Raw genomic sequence first — 19,404 nt, 5'->3', positions numbered from 1 at the left:
CACTCAGTCTCGACTTGCGGTTACGCTAGAATCGTCTATTGCTGCTTGACCATGGAGAACACCATGCCCGCTTTGTCACCTGCCCTGCGCCTGGCCACCCTGTCCCTGGGCCTGACGCTGGCTGCCCACGCCGCTGCCAGTGACGAGTCGCTGCTCATGGACTCGATCAACCAGTTTCGTGGCCAGGTGCAACGTTGCGACGGCCAGGCGTCCCATGAGCTGCCGCCCCTGAACCAGGACCCGCGGCTGATACTGCCTGCCAGCGGCGGCGGCGACCTGCGCGACGCCATGGCCCGCGCCGGCTACCCCATGGTCAGCGTGCAGGCCATCAGCCTGTCGGGCCCGCGCGACGCGCCAGCGGCCATGGCGGCGGTGCAGGAAAGCTTCTGCAAGGTAGTGCTCGACCCGCAGTTCATCGACATTGGCGTGAGCCACGAGGGTCGCGACTGGCGCATCGTGGTGGCGCGGCCGTTGCTGGCCGGCGGCCTGGGCGACTCGCCCGCCGAGGGCCAGAAGCTGCTGGCGCAGATCAACAGCGCCCGCGCCCAGGCCCATACCTGCGGCGCCCAGGCGTTCAACCCGGCGCCGCCCCTGGCCTGGAACGCCACCCTGGCCGGCGCGGCCCAGGCGCACGCCCAGGACATGGCCAACCGCAACTACTTCGACCACCTGGACCGCGACGGCCACACCCCCGGCGACCGCGCCGAGCTGGCCGGCTACAGCGCCCAGGCGCTGGGCGAGAACATCGCCGCCGGCCAGGACAGCGTGCGCAAGGTGGTGGCCGGCTGGCTGGCCAGCCCGGGCCACTGCGCCAACCTGATGAACCCGCAGTTCCGTGACCTGGGCGCCGCCTATGCCACCGACCCTAAGAGCGACGCGGGTATCTACTGGACCGGGATGTTCGGCAGCCAGCAATAACGCCTGGCGCTATACCGACTGCACCTGCACCCAGCGCTGTTCACGGGCCGCCACGCGAATGGCGGCGGCCAGGCGCTCCACCGCCAGCGCCTCGGCGAAGTCGGTGCCCACCTGCCCTTCCCCGGCCAGCGCCATGATCAGCGCGTGCACTTCCAGGGTCTTGAGTTCGTTGTAACCCAACTGATGGCCAGGCGCCGGGCTGAACGCCGCGTAGCCTGGCAGCGCCGGGCCTGCCAGCAGCCGCTGGAAACCGGCCTGGCCGGCGCGGCACAGTTGCAGTTCATTCAGGCGTTCCTGGTCGAACTTCAGGGTGCCCAGGGTGCCGCTGATTTCGAAACTGAGGTGGTTCTTGTAGCCGTGCTTGAGCCAGCTACTGCTGACCGTGCCGCGCGCGCCGTTGGCGAAGCGCAACAAGGCCTGGGTATGGTCATCGACGACGATGGGCTTGAGTTCAGCGCTGCCGGCCTGCACCGGGCGCTGGCGGTGCACGGTCTGGCTGTCGGCGCACACTGCCTGCACGTCACCGATCAGGTAGCGAGCCATGGCCAGCAGGTGGCTGCCCAGGTCGGCCAGCGCGCCGCCGGCGTGCTGCGCCTCACAGCGCCATGACCAGGGAGATTGGCCGTCGGCCATGAAGTCTTCGCAGAACTCGCCGTCGAAGCTGATGATCTGCCCCAGCTCGCCGTCGCGCACCATCTGCCGCGCCCACTCGATCATGGGGTTGTGCTGATAGTTGTAGCCCACCCGCGTCACCACCCCGGCAGCCTTGGCGGCCTGGTGCATCTGCTCGGCCTGCTCCAGGCTGACCGCCAGCGGCTTTTCGCAATACACCGCCTTGCCTGCTGCCAGCGCGGCCATGGCCATGGGGAAATGCAAGTGGTTGGGGGTGGTGATGGCAACGACGTTCACCGCCGGGTCATCGATCAGCTTTTGCCAGTCGCTGTGCGCCGTGGCAAAGCCCCAGGCCTGCGCGCACTGGCTGGCCCGCTGCGGGTCGGCGTCGGCCAGCGCCGCCAGGCGCAGGGAAACGGGCAGCTCGAACGCTGCGCTGACATTGCGAAACGCCAGGGCGTGGGCACGCCCCATGAAGCCTGTGCCAATGAGACCGATGCCGAGTTCGCGCATGAAGGGGTGCCTGTTGTTGTTTTTGGGATGAGCTAGTTATGGAATATAAATTCTGTTTAATCAAGGACAGAATTTTTATTTTTAAACCCATTCCCTTGGCATGCAACCCAGGCTGGCAACACCAACCCATCAGGCAATCAAACAAAGGCTGGCAACGCCTATCTGTCAGGCCATGGCACGGTGCAACAAACGTGGGAGGGGGTTCTACCCCCGAAGCGCCGCGCGGGCGGCGCTCGATCTCAAGTGCGCCAGAAGCCTCAAGGCATGCACCCCAGAGCCATCACGCGATCATCCGATATACCCATCAGATCCACAACAATCCGCGTAGCCGCTGCCGCCAGGCTGCGCTGGGCCTTGTGTACACGGGAAATCTCCAGCGCACGCCAGGGCCAGCGCAGCCTGGCGGCAGCGGCTACGCGGGTTGTGGGGTGGCTTGCAGGTGCTTGTCTTGGGTTAGGCGGCGCGCTGGCGATCGAGCGCCGCCCGCGCGGCGCGACCCGGCCTGATGGCCGGTGCTACATTTTTGCACCGTCCCAAGCTGAGCCCGCTGGATCGACGTTGCCACCGTTGCTGCCCGGAACCGTATTGTTTTGACATACGTCTGTAGGACCAAGCGTAGGACGATTCTGATTTGCTCGGGTAAGGTTGTGGGCCCCGGGCAGCGGTACTAATCTGCGCCGGTTGTTGAATCCTCAGCAGCCGGGTGTGGTAGCCCGAAGGAAATTACGCAGCGCCCCGTTATGGTGGCATGCGTAGGGCACGTTCGCGTGCGCCGGATCATTTCCCCGGTCTACCAACCTGCGTATTGCCACCTCCTTTCGTTTGGTAGCGAGGGGTTTATCCATGATGGAATAGGAAATGACATGAATTTCGAAATCCCCAGCCGCTTGCCCACCACCACCGCTACCCCTTTCGGCGCGTGCGACGCCCAGGACCAACCCTTCTACCTCGTACGCGCTGGCATCTCGCTGGAAGACACCTTGGTGCAAATCTCCCAGTTGCTCAAATCCGCGCACGAAGCCGCTTACGAACTCACCGACAGCGACTTGCCACAACGAGGGCTCGTGTGGTCGGCGTTGCATCAGATTGAAACGGCGAAAGGTCTTGCAGATGCGCTGATCAATGGCTTGGCCGAGCACGAACGCAGCGCTCGGTAACGCGGTATGAACGTAGCCGCTGCCGCCAGGCTGCGCTGGGCCTTGTGTACACCGGAAATCTCCAGCGCACGCCAGGGCCAGCGCAGTCTGGCGGCAGCGGCTACGCGGGTTGCGGGGTGGCTTGCAGGCGCTTGTCTTGGGTTAGGCGGCGCGCTGGCGATCGAGCGCCGCCCGCGCGGCGCTTCGGGGGTAGAACCCCCTCCCACGTTTGTTGCACCGTGCCATGGCCTGATGGGTCGGCGTTGCCAGCCTTTGGCACAAGGCCCTCATCTTCTGTAGTCCCCTGTGTAGGACCAATCTGATTTGCTCTGCCTGGGTTGCCCCTTCCCAAGGCGGGCCTGGGCCGTTCACGACCGCGACGCTCCGTAACGCGGTATAGGCGTAGCAGCTGCCGCAGGCTGCGTCGGGCCTCGTGTACACCGGAAATCTCCAGCGCACGCCAGGGCCAGCGCCGCCTGGCGGCAGCGGCTACGCGGATTGCGGGGTGGCCTGCGGGCGCTTGTCTTGGGTTAGGCGGCGCGCTCGAGATCGAGCGCCGCCCGCGCGGCGCGACGCAGCCTGCGGCAGCTGCTACATCCTGTGGGAGCTGGCTTGCCAGCGAGCTGTTGGGGCCTAAAAGCTCGCTGGCAAGCCAGCTCCCACAAGACAGTTGCTGCTACATCTGTTGAAACGTGCCATGGCCTGATGGGGCGGCGTTGCCAGCGACGCAGCCTGCGGCAGCTGCTACGGGCCGCATCACCCCTCGACGATGACGATGAAGTCCATGCCCGGGATGTTCACGCCATCCTGGGGCAGCTGCACGGGGATGCCCATGAACTCGCCGTCCACGTATTCCTTGGCCTTGGTGACCGCGTCGGCGGCGGCCTTGGACCACAGGTGCAGCTCTACCACTTTTTCGCCATCACGACGGTGCTGGGCGATTTCTTCGACGATGCGTTGCTTCACGGTATTTCCTTGTCTTTACAGAATGCCGGCGGCTTTGGCGCGCGCCGCGTGCAGTTTCTTGTAGCTTTCCACCAGGCGCAGGTGACGGTCCAGGCCTTCGAGCTGCATGTTGGTGGGGGCCAGGCCATGGAAGCGCACGCTGCCGTTGACCGTGCCGATGACCGCGTCCATGCGCTCGTTGCCGAACATGCGACGGAAGTTCACTTCGTAGTCTTCCAGCGCCAGGTCGCTGTCCATCTCCACTTCCAGCACCACGTTCACGGCCTGGTAGAACAGCCCGCGCTCGACGGTGTTGTCGTTGAACTGCAGGAAGGTTTCCACCAGTTCCTTGGCTTCTTCGAAGTTCTTCAGCGCCAGGTGGATCAGCAGCTTCAGTTCCAGGATGGTCAGCTGGCCCCAGGCGGTGTTTTCATCGAATTCGATGCCGATCAGGGTCTTGATGTCGGTGTAGTCATCCAGCTCGCTTTCTTCCAGCAGCCCCACCAGGTCGCGCAGGCCGTCGTCATCCTGCTGGTGCAGGTTGAGGATGTCTTCGCGGAAGAACAGCGCCTTGTTGGTGTTGTCCCAGATCAGGTCTTCCACCGGGTAGATCTCGGAATAACCGGGCACCAGGATGCGGCAGGCGGTGGCACCCAGGTCGTCGTAGACGGCCATGTACACTTCCTTGCCCAGGCCTTCGAGGATGCCGAACAGGGTGGCGGCCTCTTCCTCGTTGGAGTTCTCGCCCTGGCCGGAGAAGTCCCACTCGACGAACTCGAAGTCGGACTTGGCGCTGAAGAAGCGCCACGACACCACGCCGCTCGAGTCAATGAAATGCTCAACGAAGTTGTTCGGCTCCATCACCGCGTGGCTTTCGAAGGTCGGCTGCGGCAGGTCGTTCAGGCCTTCGAAGCTGCGGCCTTGCAGCAGTTCGGTGAGGCTGCGCTCCACCGCCACTTCCAGGCTTGGGTGGGCGCCGAAGGAGGCGAAGACGCCGCCGGTGCGCGGGTTCATCAGGGTCACGCACATCACCGGGAATTCACCGCCCAGGGACGCGTCCTTGACCAGCACCGGGAAGCCCTGGGCCTCGAGGCCCTCGATGCCGGCGACGATGCCCGGGTACTTGGCCAGCACCTCCTGGGGCACGTCCGGCAGCGCCAGCTCGCCTTCGAGGATCTCGCGTTTCACCGCGCGTTCGAAGATCTCCGACAGGCACTGCACCTGGGCTTCGGCCAGGGTGTTGCCGGCGCTCATGCCGTTGCTCAGGAACAGGTTCTCGATCAGGTTGGACGGGAAGTACACCGTCTCACCGTCCGACTGGCGCACGTACGGCAGCGAGCAGATGCCGCGCTCGATGTTGCCCGAGTTGGTGTCGTACAGGTGCGAGCCGCGCAGCTCACCGTCGGCGTTGTAGATGGCCAGGCAGTGCTCGTCGAGGATTTCCTTGGGCAGCGCGTCCTTGCGGCCGGGCTGGAACCAGCGCTCGTTGGGGTAATGCACGAACGGCGCGTTGGCGATGTCCTGGCCCCAGAACTGGTCGTTGTAGAAGAAGTTGCAGTTCAGGCGCTCGATGAACTCGCCCAGGGCCGAGGCCAGCGCGCTTTCCTTGGTGGCGCCCTTGCCGTTGGTGAAGCACAGCGGCGACTGCGCGTCGCGGATGTGCAGCGACCAGACGTTGGGCACGATGTTGCGCCACGAGGCGATTTCGATCTTCATGCCCAGGCCGGCGAGGATGCCGGACATGTTGGCGATGGTCTGCTCCAGCGGCAGGTCCTTGCCGGCGATGTAGGTGCTGGTCTGCGCCGCGGCGTCCAGCATCAGCAGGGCCTGGGCGTCGGCGTCGAGGTTCTCGACTTCCTCGATGATGAACTCGGGGCCGGTCTGCACCACCTTCTTCACCGTGCAGCGGTCGATGGAACGCAGGATGCCCTGGCGGTCCTTGGCGGAGATGTCGGCGGGCAGCTCGACCTGGATCTTGAAGATCTGGTTGTAGCGGTTTTCCGGGTCGACAATGTTGTTCTGCGACAGGCGAATGTTGTCGGTGGGGATGTTGCGGGTTTCGCAGTACAACTTCACGAAATAGGCCGCGCACAACGCCGACGACGCCAGGAAGTAGTCGAACGGGCCGGGGGCCGAGCCGTCGCCCTTGTAGCGGATGGGTTGGTCGGCCACCACCGTGAAGTCATCGAACTTGGCTTCGAGACGGAGGTTGTCGAGAAAGTTGACCTTGATTTCCATGCGGAATTACCATAATTACGAGCGATACAATATGGCCCGCATTATCCGGTGTTCCACGCCAAAAGTCTTGGCCAATCCCCCTCCCCCGCCCCGCTTCATCGCTTTTTCGTCACGCCTGCGGCGGGCGGATCTCCACCCGCTCGAAGCGCCCGGCCAGCACCACGTAGGCGAAGATACCCAGCACGCCGTGGGCCGCCACGAACCACAGGGCCTTGTCGAACGAGCCGGTGGACGCCACCACGAAGCCGATCACCACCGGGGTGACGATGCCGGCGATGTTGCCGATGCCGTTGAACACCCCGCCGCTCAGGCCGACCATGCCCTTGGGCGCGGTGTCCGACAGCACCGCCCAGCCCACCGCCGCCAGGCCCTTGCCGAAGAAGGCCAGGGCCATCAGCGCGATCACCAGCCAGTTGGCGTCGACGAAGTTGGCCGACACCAGGCTGGCGGCCAGGGTCATGCCGATCACGAACGGCGTCTTGCGCGCGGTGGAAGGGTGCATGCCGCGGCGGATCAGGTAGTCCGACACCACCCCGCCCAGCACGCCGCCGGAGAAGCCGCAGATGGCCGGCAACGCCGCCACCCAGCCGGCTTCCATGATGGTCAGGCCGCGGCCCTTGATCAGGTAGATGGGAAACCAGGTGATGAAGAAATACGTCAGCGCGGTGATGCAGTACTGGCCCAGGTAGATGGCCCACAGGGTGCGGTTGGTGAACAGCTGCGCCACTTCGGCGAAGGTGAACTTCGGCTTGCTGGCCTTGCGCGTGGCTTCCAGGTCCACCAGCGCGCCGCCTTCGCGCATGTAGTCCAGCTCGGCGCGGCTCAGGTGCGGGTCGCTGTGGGGCTCGCGGTACAGCAGGAACCAGCACACCGTGGCCACCAGGCCCAGCGCGCCCATCCACAAAAACACGTGCTCCCAGCCCAGGGCGTGGGTCAGCCAGGCCATCAGCGGCGCGAACACCACCACGGCCATGTACTGCGCCGAGTTGAACAGCGCCGAGGCGGTGCCGCGCTCACTGGTGGGGAACCAGCAGGAGACGATGCGGTTGTTGGCCGGGAACGCCGGTGATTCCACCAGGCCCAGCATGAAGCGCATGCCGAACAGGGTGATGGCGGCGCTGGAACCGACCACGCCGAACCAGCCCACGGTGCCCTGCATCATGGTGAACAGCGACCACAGCAACAGGCTGCAGCCGTACACCCGGCGCGCGCCGAACTTGTCCAGCAGCCAGCCGCCGGGAATCTGCCCCAGGGCGTAGGCCCAGGCGAACGCGGAGAAGATCATGCCCAGCATCACCGGGTCCAGGCCCAGGTCCTTGACCACGCCGGTGCCGGCGATGGACATGGTGGCGCGGTCGGCGTAGTTGAGCACGGTGACGATGAAGATCAGCGAGAGGATGACGAAGCGGCGGCGGCCCACCCTGGCCTCGGCAATGGGGGTTGCCAACGAAGCGGTCTTGACGTTCATGGGTCTCTCCGGCCTCCTCGGTGGGAAGCTTTATTGTTGGAATAGAGCGGTAGGAACGGGGTGGCTTCAGGGTAGGAAATTCATCGATGCGCGTCTAACATAGAGACTGAATCGACCCATACAAGAATTGAATCGTGGAACTGCACCAACTGCGTTGTTTCGTCATGGTGGCCGAGGAGCTGCACTTTGGTCGGGCGGCCCAGCGCCTGTTCATGACCCAGCCGCCGCTGAGCCGGCAGATCCAGCTGCTGGAGCGCTCGCTGGGGGTGACCCTGTTCGACCGTGGCAACCGCCAGGTCAGGTTGACCACCGCCGGCCAGCACTTTTTGCGCGACGCCCGCCATGTGCTGGCCTACACCGAGCAGGCCGCCGACAGCGCCCGGCGCCTGGAGCACGGCGAGCTGGGCCAGCTGCTGCTGGGCTTCACCGCGGTGAGCGGCTACCGGCTGATCCCGCAGTTGCTGGAGCACGCCACCCAAGTGCTGCCCAACGTTGGCGTGGACCTGCGCGAGATGGTCTCCGGCGCGCAGATGGAGGCGCTGGAAGCCGGCATGATTGACATCGGCTTCGTGCGCCGCGCCGCCGCCCGCCCCGGTATCGACTACCAACTGATCAGCCAGGAGCCGCTGCTGGTGGCGCTGCCCGAACGCCACCCGTTGGCGGTCCAGGCCGAGATCGCCCTCGGCGACCTCGACCGCCATCCGTTCGTGATGTATTCCCAGGACGAAGGCGGCTATTTCTACGACCGCATTGCCGGGCTGTTCAGCCTGGCCGGGGTGTGCCCCGACTACCGCTACTTCCTGGGCCAGACCCACTCGATCCTGGGCCTGGTGAAAGCCGGCCTGGGCCTGGCCATCGTGCCGGCGGCGGCGCGCGAGCTGTACCTGGGGCACCTGCAGTTCCGGCCGCTGCAAGGCACCCAGCCCCACGCCGAGGTGTACATGGTGGTCCGCCGCGACAACGCCAACCCGGCGGTGGGGCCGTTCCTGCGCATGGCCGCAACCTACTTCGCCAATCCCTGACACCCCTCCCCCTGTAGCAGCTGCCGCCAGGCTGCGTCTTGCACCTGCGGTGCGCCAGGCACAACGCGCTGCCCGTGACGCGGCCTGGCGGCCGCTGCTACGGAATGCGCGCTATACAGGACTTATACAAAAACCTATATTGGTATAAGTTTTCAACCAGCGACCACCCCCATGACCACCCGCCGCCTCTGCCTGGTACTGGGCGACCAGCTGTCCTTCGACCTGCCCTCGCTGCAGGGCATCGCCCCCCGGCACGACTGCATCCTGCTGGTGGAAGTCATGGAGGAAGCCACCCACGTCCCCCACCACCCGCAGAAAATCGCCCTGGTGTTCAGCGCCATGCGCCACTTCGCCGACGCCTTGCGCCAGCGCGGTTTCACGGTGCAGTACGTGCACCTGGAAGCCCCCGACAACAGCGGCTCGATACCCGGCGAACTGCTGCGCTGGCAGGCGCTGACCCAGGCCGCCGAGGTGCACGTCACCGAATGCGGCGACTGGCGCCTGGAACAGTCGATGCGTGACTGCGGCCTGCCCATTCACTGGCACAGCGACAGCCGCTTCCTGTGCAGCCGCGACGAGTTCCGCCGCTGGGCCAAGGGCAAGCAGCAGCTGCGCATGGAATTCTTTTACCGCGAGATGCGCCGCAAGAGCCGGCTGCTGCTCAACGGCGACGGCAGCCCGGTGGGCGGCGCGTGGAATTTCGACGAGGACAACCGCAAGCCGCTGCCGAAAAAGGTGGTGGCGCCCTACCCGCTGCACGTGCCCCGCGACGCCATCACCGAAGAGGTGATCAGCCTGGTGGCGCGGCGCTTCGCCAGCCATTACGGCAGCCTGGCCAGCTTCGACTACCCGGTGACCCACGCCGAGGCGCAGGCGCTGTGGGCGCACTTCCTCGACTTTGGCCTGGCCGCGTTCGGCGACTACCAGGACGCCATGGCCAGCAATGAGCCGTACCTGTTCCACGCGCGCATCAGCGCGGCGCTGAACATCGGCCTGCTCGATCTGCGCCAGCTGTGCAGCGACGTCGAAGCCGCCTACTGGGCCGGCAGCGTGCCGCTGAACGCCGCCGAGGGTTTCATTCGCCAGTTGATCGGCTGGCGCGAATACGTGCGTGGCGTGTACTGGCTGCAGATGCCCGAGTACGCCCAGGGCAACCTGTTCGGCAACAGCCGCCCGCTGCCCGAGTTCTACTGGACTGCCGACACCCGCATGCACTGCATGCGCCAGGCCATCGGCCAGAGCCTCACCCACGCCTACGCCCACCATATCCAGCGGCTGATGGTCACCGGCAACTTCGCCCTGCTGGCGGGCATCACCCCCAGCGAGATCTGCGAGTGGTACCTGGCCATCTACATGGACGCGTTCGAATGGGTGGAGCTGCCCAACACCCTGGGCATGGTGATGCACGCCGACGGCGGCTACCTTGGCTCCAAGCCCTACTGCGCCAGCGGCCAGTACATCAAGCGCATGTCCAACTACTGCGGCGACTGCGCGTACAAGGTCAGCGAGAGCACCACCGAGGACGCCTGCCCGTTCAACGCGCTGTACTGGCATTTCGTGATCCGCCACCGCGACCGCCTGGGCCACAACCCACGCATGGCCATGGTCTACAAGAACCTGGCGCGGATGACCGAGGAGAAACAGCTGGCGCTGTGGGACCGCGGGCAGACGCTGCTGGCCCGGCTGGATGCCGGCCAGCAGCTGTAGGGTTTAAACGCTGACGACCACCTTGCCCACCTGCTGGTTGGCTTCCAGGTAACGGTGCGCCTGCTGGATCTCGTCCAGGGTGAAGGTCTTGGCGATGATCGGCGCCAGCTCACCCGATGCCAGCCCGGCGAGGATAAAGGCCTTGGCGCGGGCCAGCGCCGCCGGGTCGCTGACAATTTCCGCGTACAGGTAACCCTTGAGCGTCAGGCTCTTGCCCAGCACGGTGAACAGCGGGAACGGCGTCGGCTCGGGGCTCAGGGCACCGTATTCGAGGAGGATGCCGCCGCGGGCCATGCTCTGGGTCAGCGCCTCGAAACCGGGGCCGCCGATGGGGTCGAACACCACACGGGCGCCCTCGCCGCCGGTCAGGGCCATGACCCGCGTGACGATGTCTTCTTCATCGCTGACAATCACCTGGGCCGCGCCGGCGTCCAGCAGCGCCTGGGCCTTGGCGCGGGTGCGGGTGATGGCCACCGCCGTGGCGCCGACCCTGCGCGCGATTTGCAGGGCGGCCAGGCCGACGCTGCTGGAGGCGGCGGTCACCAGCACGGTGTCGCCGCGCTGCAGGTTTGCCTGCTCGATCAGCGCGCCCCAGGCGGTGACGTACTGCATCCACGACGCGGCCGCCTGCTCGAAGCTGAGGGTGGCCGGGTGCTTCACCACCAGGTACGCCGGCACGTTGGCCACCTCGCCGTAGGTGCCCCAGCGGGCGATGTCCAGCGGCGGAATCAGGCTGACCGCGTCGCCCACGGCCACGTCGGTTACGGCGCTGCCCACCGCGGCGACAACGCCGGCCGCCTCGTAGCCCAGGCGCGAGGGAAACTCGGCTTCCTGTAAATAAGCGTGGTTGCGGAACATCACTTCCGCGCGGTTCAGGCCGATGGCCTTGACGTTGATCTGCACCTCGTCCGCCGCCGGCGCCGGGACGTCCAGTGCTTCCAGGGCGAGGACGCTGGCGTCGCCGTATTGATGAATCCTGACAATGCGTGCCATGGGCTTAACTCCAGATGATGGGTGACATGGCCGCCAATCTAGTGGTTGGTGGCAGCGGGATAAAGGCCTAGGATAGGCCGACACTAGAAACAAAAGGTTTGGAATGGACCGCTTGACCCAAATGGCCACCTTCGTCAAGGCCGTGGAGCTGGGCTCCTTCAGCGCCGCCGCGGACGAGCTCAAGCTGTCGCCGCAGCTGGTGGGCAAACAGGTGAAACTGCTGGAAGAACACCTGGGGGTGTCGCTGCTCAGCCGCACCACCCGGCGGCAGAGCGTCACCGACTTCGGCCGGGCCTTCTACCAGCGGGCCAAGCTGATCCTGGCCGACATGGAGGCCGCGGAAAACCTGGCGGCGGTGACCCGTGGCGTGCCCAGCGGGCGCCTGCGCATCAATGCGCCGGTGACCTTCGGCATGCGCAGCCTGTCGCCGCGCCTGCTCGAATACATGGTGCGCTACCCGCAGGTGGCCGTGGACCTGGCCCTGGACAACGACATAGTCGACCTGGTGGACGGCGGCTACGACGCCGTGTTCCGCATCGGTGAGCTGCCCGACAGCAGCCTCAAGGCCATCCCCCTGGCGCCGTACCGGCTGGTGCTGTGCGCCGCCCCCTCGTACCTGGGGCGGCGCCCGGCCTTGACCAGCCCCTGGGACCTGCAACAGCACGAATGCCTGGGCTTCGCCTTCGCCGATGGCCGCTCGCACTGGAGTTTCGAAGGCCCGGAAGGCCTGATCGATGTGCCGATTACAAGCAGATTGACCATCAATCAGGGCGACCCGCTGCTGGCCGCCGCCATCGCCGGCCTGGGCGTGGTGCTGCAACCCCAGGAGCTGGTACGCGATGCCCTGCGCGATGGCACCCTGTTGGCGCTGCTGCCGCAATACCAGGCCCCCGCCTCGCCAATGCACCTGCTGTACGCCCCGGACCGGCAGCTGACGCCCAAGCTGCGCAGCTTCCTGGACTTCGCCACGGCGGCGTTCAGGGAGTATTGAGCGCCGTCATTGCTTCAGCGCGTCATACGCCTCCAGCGCGTGCAGCGAATAGATATACGCCGCGCCGGCATTCAGGGAAATCGCCGTGGCCAGGGCCGCGGCAACCTCTTCGCGGGTAGCCCCGGCGGCAATGGCTGCTGCCGAGTGGCTGCCGATACAACCGTCGCAGCGCGTGGTGATGGCCACCGCCAGGGCAATCAGCTCGCGGGTCTTGGCGTCCAGCACGTTGTTTTCCGCCGCGGCGTCGCCAAGGGCCATGTAGGCCTTGACCATCTTGGGGTTGGATTGCGACAGGGCACCAAAGGATTTTTTGACAGTGCCGAGCAGGTCTGGCCAATGGCTGAACATGGTGGTATCTCCTGAGGTCGGCGCGGGGTTGCGCCGCGAGCACCTCAGTGTCTACCTGCTGCTGGGTACGGTCTTGTCCCAGTGGTCCGATTTATTGTCCAGGCGTCGCAGGCGCGCACTGCGTCACTCAAGCACCGGCCGCAAGAAGCTGCGCTCATAGCTCAGGATAAACTTGAGCTCGGTCGCCTCTTCCACCAGCCTCACGCACTCCGCGTCCTCGGCCGCCGCGTGGCGGTAGCGCTCGTAATCGGCAAGGCTGGGGAAGCTGAACAGGCAATAGGCGATGTTGTTCGCGCCTTCGGCCGGCAGGAAATAACCGTGGTGCTGGCCGCCCAGGCGGGTCACCAGGCCGATCCATTGCCGCGAGTAGCGCTCGAACGCGGCGAGCTGGTAGGGGTCGATGACGTATTTGACGTGGCAGGTGATCATGGCAACAGTCCCTTGAGTAAACCGCCATTGTACCCGCCCCCGTAGCAGCGGCCACCAGGCCGCGTCGGGCCTCGGACGCCGCCTGCGGCAGCTGCTACGGGGACGCGCGCAGCCCGCCGATCACGATGCACACGACGCGGTTTCTGTAGCAGCGGCGGGGCGGCCATCCGCCGCAGGCCGCGTCCAGGGCGCCGCGCTTTTCCCGGCATACTGCGGTGAGCCTGGACGCCGCCTTCGGCAGCTGCTACGGGGGACGCGCGCACCCCGCCGATTGCGTTTGCCTGCATCGCGGCCAAGGCCGGCTCCTACCACGCACGACGCTCGCTTTCTGTAGCAGCGGCCGAAGGCCGCGTCCAGGGCGCCGCGCTTTCCCCGGCATACTGCGGTGAGCCTGGACGCCGCCTTCGGCAGCTGCTACGGGGGACGCGCGCACCCCGCCGATTGCCTTTCCCTGCATCGCGGCCAAGGCCGGCTCCTACCACGCACGACGCTCGCTTTCTGTAGCAGCGGCGGGGCGGCCATCCGCCGCAGGCCGCGTCCAGGGCGCCGCGCTTTTCCCGGCATACTGCGGTGAGGCTGGACGCGGCCTGCGGCCGCTGCTACAGGGGGGGGGGCGTGCAGCCCGCCGATCGCGTCGCCTGCATCGCGGCCAAGGCCGGCTCCTACCACGCACGGCGTAGGAGCCGACTTTAGTCGCGATGCAGGCAACGCGGTTTCAAGACAGTTGCTGCTACGACGGGCGGCGGCGCAGGTGGACGGCCCACACGTACACCGCTGCGTAGGTCGCCGCCATCACCGCGCAGACCCACCGCAACAGCCGGGGTTCCCGTACGTCCTGGTCCTGCTTGCACTGCAGGTCGCTGCGGCATTTCGAGAAACACACCTGGGTGGTGCCCAACCAGCAATTGGCAATATACCCACCGTAGTGTTCAAAGCGCAGCGCCTTGCCTTCGTAATCTGCCCAATGACCCAACAGCGCGCTGCGCTGCGGGAAAAACCTCAGTTGTCGGTCCTCCGGGCCGGTCGTTCGCAGCCATATCGAATCGCTGCCCCGCCCCGCCTCGTACCTGGCCACCACACCGTCCGCTGTCTCCAAGGGGAAATCACGTGGCTCATCGGTTCCGATCAGGGTGATGGCCAGGATCACGATGAAGGCCGAAATGAAACCGTGCAGCACGCCAGCGGGCATGACGTCGAGCAGTCTTGAGTAAGGTGAGGTCACGGCGCCGTTCCTGAACCAGGCGTATCCAACGATTCATTGCCAGTCCAAGGTACTTCTGTCTCGTAATCGAACATCCTCGCCTCAAGCCCCCGCATTTGCAGCCCCTTGCCATTAGCCAAGTGCACCTCGAAAAAGTCATCGAAGCACCCTGGTTCAAAAAGTCAACTATCGGTCTTCAATCCGTCACCACAACCGCGCACTATCTACGCCCCTTTTTGACTGGAAGCCTTCATGCAACGGATTGTCATCCTGGGCAACGCCGGCAGCGGCAAATCTACCCTGGCTCGCGCCCTTGGCCAACAGCTTGGCCTGCCCGTGATTCACCTGGACTCGCTGTTCTGGCAACCCGGCTGGAAAGAACCCGACGCCGAGGCGTTTCGCGCCCAGGTACGCGAGGCCGTTACGCCGAACGGCTGGGTGTGCGAGGGCAACTACCCGCGACGCACCTTCGACCTGCGCCTGCCCAGGGCTGACCTGGTGATCTGGCTGGACACCCCGCGGTGGCTCTGCCTGTACCGGGTGCTGCGGCGCAGCCTGAGCAAACGCCCACGACTGGACATGGCACCAGGCTGCCCGCAGCGGTTCGACCGCGAGTTCGTGACGTTCCTGCGTTATGTGTGGGGGTTCGACAGCGGCTACCGCCCAGGCATCGAGGCCGCGCGCCTGGCAAACGGGCCGCAGGTGCCGGTGATGCACGTGCGCGGCCGTAAGCAGATGGGCGCGTTGCTTGGGCGCTGACGCGGCCTTCGGCGGATGGCCGCCCCGCCGCTGCTACAGCGGCAGATGCATGTGAGTGGTTTGCCACACCGGATCCGGGTCCACGCTCACCAGCTCGAACCCCTGGCGCTGCCAGAAGTCTACCGCCCCGGCGAGGAAGGGATGGGTGTGCAGGTACATCACCTGCACGCCAGCTTGCCGGGCGGCCTGCTGCAGCTCGGCGTACAAGGCCCTGGCCAGGCCGACCCGGCGGTACGGCGGCAGCACGAACAGGCGTACCACCTCCACCACCTGCTGTCCCGGGTAATCCAGCGTGGGGAAACGGCGGTCGTACGGCAGGTAGCCGATGACGCCGACGATACGCCCCTGGTCACGGGCCAGCAGGAACCGCCCTGCCCCGTTGACATAGACCGCCTCGAACGCCGCCAGGTCGTCGGGCATGGCGCTGTCGCGCAGCTTGGGGAACATCTGCTCGCGCGCCGCCAGCACGAAGTCCAGCGCGGCGGGAATGTCCGCGCTGCGCACGCTTGTAATCTCAAACGGGCACGTCATCACGCCTTGCTCCTGCTTCAATGAATACTCACGACCAATTGGAAACCTGCCGCCATGACCCGCCCCCGCTTCGCAACGCTCTATCTTGCCCTATCGCTCACCGCCTTGGCAGCGCCTGCCGCCTATGCCGCACCCCAGAACAGCGCCGAGCAGAACCGCGCGCTGGTGGTGGACTTCTACAACCGCTTCTTCAACCAGCACCAGGTGGCCGAGGCGTCGGCGGTGGTTGCCCCGCAATACAAGCAACACAACCCGCAGGTGCCGGACGGCAAGGCGCCCTTCGTGAACTATTTCACCGGTTACTTCAAGCAGTACCCCCACGCCAGCTCGCGCATCCTGCGCAGCGCGGTGGACGGCGACCTTGTGTGGCTGCACAACCACTCGCAAAGCGGGCCGGATGACCGCGGGCGGGCCATCGTCAACATCTTCCGCGTGAAGGATGGCCAGATCGTCGAGCATTGGGACGTGATCCAGGCCGTGCCGGAACATGCGGCGAACGACAACACCATGTTCTGAACCCGCCGCTGCTACACCGGGTTGGGGCTGTGTTGCAGGGCCTGCAGCCGGCCCTGAAGGTAATGGATCTGCCCCGCATCGTCGGGGTCGACCTGCCGCACGATCTGTAGGGCCTTGGTGTAGGCCGCGCTGGCCTTGGACCGGTCGCCTTGCGCCTCGTAGACCCGTGCCAGGTTGCTGTAGCGCAATATTACCTTGGGGTGGTTTTCCCCGAAGGTCGCCAGGTCGCTGGCCAGCGCCTTGCTCAGGAACACTTCGGCCTGGTCATACTGGCCGAGCCCACGGTAGGCGTCACCCATGTTGTTCCAGCGAATCGCAACCGTGGGGTGCGAGGGGCCGTGCAAGGCCATGTCGATATCCAGCGCCTGCTGGAACAATGGCAGGGCCGAGCGGTAATCGCCCTGCTGGGCATAGGCGTTGCCCAGGTTGTTCAGGGCGACGGCGACGGTAGCGTCGTGCTCACCCAGCAAGCGTTGGCGCAAGGCCAGGCTTTTGCGCAGGTTGGCGAACGCCTCGGCATTGCGCCCCAGCTTGCTCAGGGTGGTACCCAGGTTGTTGTAGCTGTCGGCGGTCTGCAGATCGTTGGCCCCCAGGGCGGCCAAGCGCATCTTCAAGGACTTCTGATAGCAGTCCAGCGCGTAGTCGAAGTTGCGCTGACGCTCATTGAAATAACCGAGGTTGTTCCAGTAGGTTGCCTCCTGGACGACGGATGCCCGGCCGGTTTTGCCGGCCGCCTCAAGTGCCTGGGTGACGAGGCGTATGGCGCTGCGGTCATCGCCCAGCACGGACACCGCGCGGGCCTTGATATTCAGCGCCTCGCTGTCGGCCGGGTCTATCGCCAACACGCGGTCGGCCTCCTCGATCGCTGCCTGATAATGCTCTGCTGCAAACAGTGCCTGGGCCTGGTCGCTGGTGGCCAAGGGCGCCGCCTGGCAGCACAGCATCATCAACAACATTGGCAACGCCATTAAGGTTTCAAAGCGGATAATGCGCATGGTGGTCCTTTCCATGGGGGGGGTGATCAGCCAGCCAACTGCTTCAGCGCCGCTACCAACGCCTGGATATCCGCCACGCTGGTATTGAGCCCCGGCGTGACGCGAATGCACGGCCCGCACGCCGAGCCGCTGCGGGCCACGGTAAAGATACCGAATTCGTTCAGCAGCCGCGCGGCCATGGCCCCTTGATCGGCCGCCTGGGTGAAGCGCAGCGAGGTGATGCCGCAGTACAGCCGCGGGTCATCCGGGGTCAGCACCTCGAGGTTCGGCAGTTGCCGCGCCTCGCCCACCCACAGGTCGCGCAGGTAGCGCAGGCGTGCGCCCTTCACCGCCCAGCCGCCGATGGCGGCATGCTCGGCGAACACCTCGGGCAGGGCCATCAGCGCCGGCACGTTGGGGGTGCCGTAGGGCGACAGGCAGCGGATGTCGTCGGCCGGGTAGCTTTGGCTGCCCATGTCCGGGTCGAAGGCCTGCAGGCGTTCGCGGCGCACGTGGATCACGCCAAGGCTCAGGGGCGCGCCGATCCATTTCTGCAGGTTGAAGCCGGCGAAGTCGATGCCAATGTCGACCAGGTCGACCTCCAGCTGGCCGAGGGAGTGCGCGCCATCGAACACCACGTCGATACCCTGCGCCCTGGCCGCTTGGGCGATGGCCTTGACCGGCATGATCAGCCCGGTGCGGTGGGTAACGTGGGTCAGCGCCATCAGCTTCAGGCGCGGGTGGGCGACGAAGGCGTCGGTGTAGGCACTTACCAGGGCGTCGTGGCTGGCGGGGTGCGCGTGGCGGATCTCGATCACCTCCACGCCACGCGCCTTGGCCAGCCAGCGGAAGGCATCCTGCACCGCGTGGTAGTCCAGGTCGCTGATCAGCACCTGGTCGCCCGGTTGCAGGCGGTTGTAGTTGCGAATCAGCGAGAACAGCGCTTCGGAGGCGCTGCGGGCGAACGCCAGCTCGCCGGCAGGCAGGCCCATCAGCTCGGCCAGCTGCTGGCGGATGGCCAGGCTTTCACGGGTGTCGAACAGCTCGCGCACGTGCACCGCGTTGCTGCAGTTGACCTGGTCGATGGCCTGCTTGTAGGCCTCGACGACACCCTGGCTCATGCGGCCGAAGTAGCCATTGTCGAGGTTGATCACCTGCGGGTCGCGGGGGTAACGGCGGGCGATGTCGGCCCAGAAGGCCTCGTCGCTGGCCAGTTCAAACGGGGTGGGCATGGGATCTCCTTGAAAGGCGGACGCCGCCTGGCGGCAGCTGCTACGGGGCCAGGGGGAAGGCGCAAGGAGTATACCTGATGGATCGGGGTGGGCCGTGACGCGGCCTTGCGGCCGCTGCTACAGGTGTAGCAGCGGCCGCAGGCCGCGTCCTGTCAGGCCAAACGCTTGAGCAGCGCGTGGGCCACGGCTTCGGAGCTGGCCGGGTTCTGGCCGGTGATCAGCAGGCCGTCCTCGATGACGAAGGGCTGCCAGTCCGGGCCTTTCTCATACAGGGCGCCCAGGGCCTTGAACTCGTCTTCGACCAGGAACGGCACCACGTCGGTCAGGCCCACGCCCTCTTCTTCCGAGTTGGTGAAACCGCTGACGCGACGGCCCTTGACCAGCGGCTGGCCATCGGCGGCCTTGACGTGGCGCAGCACGCCCGGCGCGTGGCAGACGAAGGAAATCGGCTTGCCGGCGCGCTCGAAGGCTTCGATCAGGGCAATGGACACCGGCGACTCCGCCAGGTCCCACAGCGGGCCGTGGCCGCCGGGGTAGAACACCGCGTCGAAGTCGCCGGCCTTGACGCTGTCCAGCTTCACGGTGCTAGCCAGCGCCTGCTGGGCGGCGGGGTCGGCCTTGAAGCGCTGGGTGAGCGCGGTCTGGAAGTCCGGCTCGTCGCTTTTCGGGTCCAGCGGCGGCTGGCCTCCGGCCGGCGAGGCCAGCACCACGTGGGCGCCGGCGTCCTTGAAGGCGTAATAGGGAGCGGCGAATTCTTCCAGCCAGAAGCCGGTCTTGCGCCCGGTGTTGCCGAGCTGGTCATGGGAGGTCAATACCATCAGTACGTTCATTGCCGTAGCCTCGCAAGGTGGGGAGCTGTTGAAGTGAATGG

19 protein-coding genes are annotated in these 19,404 nt (G+C 65.8%); 7 read left to right on the top strand and 12 right to left on the bottom strand.

The window, feature by feature from the left end:
* The first annotated feature begins 63 nt into the window (after positions 1-63).
* A complete protein-coding gene (locus ACWKWX_RS26925) occupies positions 64-918 on the top strand; it encodes a CAP domain-containing protein (protein ID WP_483829379.1) in 855 nt (284 codons plus the stop codon).
* A gap of 9 nt (positions 919-927) precedes the next feature.
* Here the strand turns inward: ACWKWX_RS26925 and ACWKWX_RS26920 are convergent, their stop codons facing one another.
* Positions 928-2,043: a Gfo/Idh/MocA family protein gene (locus tag ACWKWX_RS26920; RefSeq protein WP_483829378.1), complete on the bottom strand. Its 1,116-nt coding sequence runs from the start codon at positions 2,041-2,043 to the stop codon at positions 928-930.
* 863 nt (positions 2,044-2,906) lie between these two features.
* Between ACWKWX_RS26920 and ACWKWX_RS26915 the strand changes: the two genes are divergently transcribed.
* Complete coding sequence (locus ACWKWX_RS26915; RefSeq protein WP_416424948.1) at positions 2,907-3,200, top strand: DUF3077 domain-containing protein; 294 nt, start codon at positions 2,907-2,909, stop codon at positions 3,198-3,200.
* Between the two features lie 735 nt (positions 3,201-3,935).
* On the opposite strand, the gene ACWKWX_RS26910 is transcribed toward ACWKWX_RS26915, so the two are convergent.
* The 3 genes from ACWKWX_RS26910 to ACWKWX_RS26900 form a co-directional block, all read right to left on the bottom strand.
* Complete coding sequence (locus ACWKWX_RS26910; protein ID WP_416424949.1) at positions 3,936-4,145, bottom strand: hypothetical protein; 210 nt, start codon at positions 4,143-4,145, stop codon at positions 3,936-3,938.
* A gap of 15 nt (positions 4,146-4,160) precedes the next feature.
* On the bottom strand, positions 4,161-6,362 hold the full coding sequence (locus ACWKWX_RS26905; protein ID WP_483829377.1) for an OsmC domain/YcaO domain-containing protein: 2,202 nt from the start codon (positions 6,360-6,362) through the stop codon (positions 4,161-4,163).
* A gap of 109 nt (positions 6,363-6,471) precedes the next feature.
* Complete coding sequence (locus ACWKWX_RS26900) at positions 6,472-7,830, bottom strand: MFS transporter (protein WP_483829376.1); 1,359 nt, start codon at positions 7,828-7,830, stop codon at positions 6,472-6,474.
* 134 nt (positions 7,831-7,964) lie between these two features.
* On the opposite strand from ACWKWX_RS26900, the gene ACWKWX_RS26895 reads away from it, so the two are divergent.
* A complete protein-coding gene (locus ACWKWX_RS26895) occupies positions 7,965-8,852 on the top strand; it encodes a LysR family transcriptional regulator (protein ID WP_483829375.1) in 888 nt (295 codons plus the stop codon).
* A 171-nt stretch (positions 8,853-9,023) separates the two neighbouring features.
* Positions 9,024-10,559, top strand: coding sequence for a cryptochrome/photolyase family protein (locus ACWKWX_RS26890; protein ID WP_483829374.1), 1,536 nt, complete (start codon positions 9,024-9,026; stop codon positions 10,557-10,559).
* 3 nt (positions 10,560-10,562) lie between these two features.
* On the opposite strand, the gene ACWKWX_RS26885 is transcribed toward ACWKWX_RS26890, so the two are convergent.
* Positions 10,563-11,552, bottom strand: a complete 990-nt coding sequence (locus ACWKWX_RS26885) for a zinc-dependent alcohol dehydrogenase family protein (RefSeq protein WP_483829373.1) — start codon at positions 11,550-11,552, stop codon at positions 10,563-10,565.
* 103 nt (positions 11,553-11,655) lie between these two features.
* Between ACWKWX_RS26885 and ACWKWX_RS26880 the strand changes: the two genes are divergently transcribed.
* Positions 11,656-12,543 (top strand): LysR family transcriptional regulator, encoded by an 888-nt coding sequence (locus ACWKWX_RS26880; protein ID WP_483829372.1) that lies wholly within the window; start codon positions 11,656-11,658, stop codon positions 12,541-12,543.
* A gap of 6 nt (positions 12,544-12,549) precedes the next feature.
* Here ACWKWX_RS26880 and ACWKWX_RS26875 read toward each other — a convergent pair whose 3' ends face one another.
* From ACWKWX_RS26875 to ACWKWX_RS26865, 3 genes are all read right to left on the bottom strand, one after another.
* Positions 12,550-12,891: a carboxymuconolactone decarboxylase family protein gene (locus ACWKWX_RS26875; protein WP_483829371.1), complete on the bottom strand. Its 342-nt coding sequence runs from the start codon at positions 12,889-12,891 to the stop codon at positions 12,550-12,552.
* Positions 12,892-13,014: 123 nt separating this feature from the next.
* Complete coding sequence (locus ACWKWX_RS26870) at positions 13,015-13,320, bottom strand: NIPSNAP family protein (protein ID WP_483829370.1); 306 nt, start codon at positions 13,318-13,320, stop codon at positions 13,015-13,017.
* A 730-nt stretch (positions 13,321-14,050) separates the two neighbouring features.
* Positions 14,051-14,542, bottom strand: coding sequence for a hypothetical protein (locus ACWKWX_RS26865; RefSeq protein WP_483829369.1), 492 nt, complete (start codon positions 14,540-14,542; stop codon positions 14,051-14,053).
* 231 nt (positions 14,543-14,773) lie between these two features.
* On the opposite strand from ACWKWX_RS26865, the gene ACWKWX_RS26860 reads away from it, so the two are divergent.
* Positions 14,774-15,280, top strand: coding sequence for a P-loop NTPase family protein (locus ACWKWX_RS26860; protein ID WP_483829368.1), 507 nt, complete (start codon positions 14,774-14,776; stop codon positions 15,278-15,280).
* Between the two features lie 33 nt (positions 15,281-15,313).
* Here the strand turns inward: ACWKWX_RS26860 and ACWKWX_RS26855 are convergent, their stop codons facing one another.
* Positions 15,314-15,811: a GNAT family N-acetyltransferase gene (locus tag ACWKWX_RS26855; protein ID WP_416424958.1), complete on the bottom strand. Its 498-nt coding sequence runs from the start codon at positions 15,809-15,811 to the stop codon at positions 15,314-15,316.
* A 54-nt stretch (positions 15,812-15,865) separates the two neighbouring features.
* On the opposite strand from ACWKWX_RS26855, the gene ACWKWX_RS26850 reads away from it, so the two are divergent.
* Entirely contained in the window at positions 15,866-16,327 is a 462-nt protein-coding gene (locus tag ACWKWX_RS26850) for a nuclear transport factor 2 family protein (RefSeq protein ID WP_416424959.1), read from the top strand.
* An 11-nt stretch (positions 16,328-16,338) separates the two neighbouring features.
* On the opposite strand, the gene ACWKWX_RS26845 is transcribed toward ACWKWX_RS26850, so the two are convergent.
* The 3 genes from ACWKWX_RS26845 to ACWKWX_RS26835 form a co-directional block, all read right to left on the bottom strand.
* Positions 16,339-17,283: a tetratricopeptide repeat protein gene (locus ACWKWX_RS26845; RefSeq protein WP_483829367.1), complete on the bottom strand. Its 945-nt coding sequence runs from the start codon at positions 17,281-17,283 to the stop codon at positions 16,339-16,341.
* A 65-nt stretch (positions 17,284-17,348) separates the two neighbouring features.
* Positions 17,349-18,533 (bottom strand): aminotransferase class V-fold PLP-dependent enzyme, encoded by a 1,185-nt coding sequence (locus ACWKWX_RS26840; RefSeq protein ID WP_483829366.1) that lies wholly within the window; start codon positions 18,531-18,533, stop codon positions 17,349-17,351.
* Between the two features lie 152 nt (positions 18,534-18,685).
* Complete coding sequence (locus ACWKWX_RS26835; RefSeq protein ID WP_416424962.1) at positions 18,686-19,363, bottom strand: type 1 glutamine amidotransferase domain-containing protein; 678 nt, start codon at positions 19,361-19,363, stop codon at positions 18,686-18,688.
* Positions 19,364-19,404 lie beyond the last annotated feature (41 nt).

This window comes from Pseudomonas imperatae, from assembly GCF_057128625.1.
The sequence above is the reverse complement of the archived record's forward strand: the minus strand, read 5'-3'. Positions and strand labels throughout refer to the sequence as shown.

What these genes read in the sequence shown, in the direction of transcription:
- ACWKWX_RS26925 (WP_483829379.1), top strand. Translation starts at nt 64, where the DNA reads ATGCCCGCTTTGTCACCTGCCCTGCGCCTGGCCACCCTGTCCCTGGGC.
- ACWKWX_RS26920 (WP_483829378.1), bottom strand. Translation starts at nt 2,043, where the DNA reads ATGCGCGAACTCGGCATCGGTCTCATTGGCACAGGCTTCATGGGGCGT.
- ACWKWX_RS26915 (WP_416424948.1), top strand. Translation starts at nt 2,907, where the DNA reads ATGAATTTCGAAATCCCCAGCCGCTTGCCCACCACCACCGCTACCCCT.
- ACWKWX_RS26905 (WP_483829377.1), bottom strand. Translation starts at nt 6,362, where the DNA reads ATGGAAATCAAGGTCAACTTTCTCGACAACCTCCGTCTCGAAGCCAAG.
- ACWKWX_RS26900 (WP_483829376.1), bottom strand. Translation starts at nt 7,830, where the DNA reads ATGAACGTCAAGACCGCTTCGTTGGCAACCCCCATTGCCGAGGCCAGG.
- ACWKWX_RS26890 (WP_483829374.1), top strand. Translation starts at nt 9,024, where the DNA reads ATGACCACCCGCCGCCTCTGCCTGGTACTGGGCGACCAGCTGTCCTTC.
- ACWKWX_RS26885 (WP_483829373.1), bottom strand. Translation starts at nt 11,552, where the DNA reads ATGGCACGCATTGTCAGGATTCATCAATACGGCGACGCCAGCGTCCTC.
- ACWKWX_RS26880 (WP_483829372.1), top strand. Translation starts at nt 11,656, where the DNA reads ATGGACCGCTTGACCCAAATGGCCACCTTCGTCAAGGCCGTGGAGCTG.
- ACWKWX_RS26875 (WP_483829371.1), bottom strand. Translation starts at nt 12,891, where the DNA reads ATGTTCAGCCATTGGCCAGACCTGCTCGGCACTGTCAAAAAATCCTTT.
- ACWKWX_RS26870 (WP_483829370.1), bottom strand. Translation starts at nt 13,320, where the DNA reads ATGATCACCTGCCACGTCAAATACGTCATCGACCCCTACCAGCTCGCC.
- ACWKWX_RS26860 (WP_483829368.1), top strand. Translation starts at nt 14,774, where the DNA reads ATGCAACGGATTGTCATCCTGGGCAACGCCGGCAGCGGCAAATCTACC.
- ACWKWX_RS26855 (WP_416424958.1), bottom strand. Translation starts at nt 15,811, where the DNA reads ATGACGTGCCCGTTTGAGATTACAAGCGTGCGCAGCGCGGACATTCCC.
- ACWKWX_RS26850 (WP_416424959.1), top strand. Translation starts at nt 15,866, where the DNA reads ATGACCCGCCCCCGCTTCGCAACGCTCTATCTTGCCCTATCGCTCACC.
- ACWKWX_RS26845 (WP_483829367.1), bottom strand. Translation starts at nt 17,283, where the DNA reads ATGTTGTTGATGATGCTGTGCTGCCAGGCGGCGCCCTTGGCCACCAGC.
- ACWKWX_RS26840 (WP_483829366.1), bottom strand. Translation starts at nt 18,533, where the DNA reads ATGCCCACCCCGTTTGAACTGGCCAGCGACGAGGCCTTCTGGGCCGAC.
- ACWKWX_RS26835 (WP_416424962.1), bottom strand. Translation starts at nt 19,363, where the DNA reads ATGAACGTACTGATGGTATTGACCTCCCATGACCAGCTCGGCAACACC.